Source organism: Synechococcus sp. R6-5 (assembly GCF_047461775.1).
Taxonomy (GTDB): Bacteria; Cyanobacteriota; Cyanobacteriia; order Thermostichales; family Thermostichaceae; genus Thermostichus.
In genome coordinates this window covers 1-936 of sequence record NZ_JANSHV010000328.1, presented here as the reverse complement: position 1 = coordinate 936, position 936 = coordinate 1, and the positions used below count along the sequence as shown (strand labels likewise).

The 936-nt window shown below is 57.9% G+C and carries 1 protein-coding gene; it reads right to left on the bottom strand.

All coding sequences use genetic code 11. The features are described 5' to 3' along the window. Positions 1-96: 96 nt before the first annotated feature. Positions 97-768: a DUF1614 domain-containing protein gene (locus NW818_RS13435; RefSeq protein WP_414424834.1), complete on the bottom strand. Its 672-nt coding sequence runs from the start codon at positions 766-768 to the stop codon at positions 97-99. Between the last annotated feature and the right edge of the window lie 168 nt (positions 769-936).

The window sequence follows — 936 nt, the reverse complement described above, 5'->3', positions numbered from 1 at the left end:
CGATCGCGCCAGCGGGACGGAGTCCTTAGGGGATCCCGACTTGCGTTGGCTGGATCCCGCCCAATCCATCACCCTTTCCCTTACCTATTTGCTGGTCTAGCTCAGCAGCAGGGCAAACAAGCCACAGAGGGCAATACCATCGAAAACCCCGGCCCCGCCAATGCTGAGAATGCCTGAGCAATTGCGCCGCAACACCTCCGGCAAGTGCAGGAGATCCGCCCCGATAAGGGTACCCAAAACCCCGCCGGCAAAGGCCACCGCTGGCGCCTGATCCCCAGCCCAGAACAAAGCGGCCAAGGCTGCTGTAGCTGGGGCAATTAGAGGATTCATCTGAATGCCGATCCCGGGCACCACGTGGGAAGCATAGTAGCTGACCAAGGTTACCAGCGCCGTCACCGCCAGGATCAGCACGCTGTCGGCCCGCCCAAATTGGTATAGGGCCAAGAGCACCGGGATCAGCCCCCCGCCCACGTTTAAGGCAATCACCGTCTCCTGGGAAAGCTTGGTCAAAGGGATCCCCCAGAACTGCCGCATCCACAAGCTAGCTAGGTCTTCTACCAGCGTCACCTCGCATTTCACTCGATAGAGGGGAATATTGACCGAGCTGCCCACCAGGATGGCCAGCAGCAGTAACAGCGCTCCCTCCCGCGAGAACCCCAGCTTTCCCACTGCCAGCGCCACCACATCCACCGCCAACCCCAACCAAACCAGCGGCAGCAGCAGCAACAGCACTACAAACAACAACAGCGAGACCGGTAAGTAGAACATGGCAGGGATCCCAACTTTTCTTCAGCCTATCAGGACTCGGTTCAACTTTTCTCAGCTGCGTGCCCCCTGAGAAAGTTAGGTTTGCAACTAAACTTTATTCGTTTCAGGATCTCAAAGGCCAAAAATGAGGTTGCGAATATCCCGATCGCGTTAGCGGGACGGAGTCCT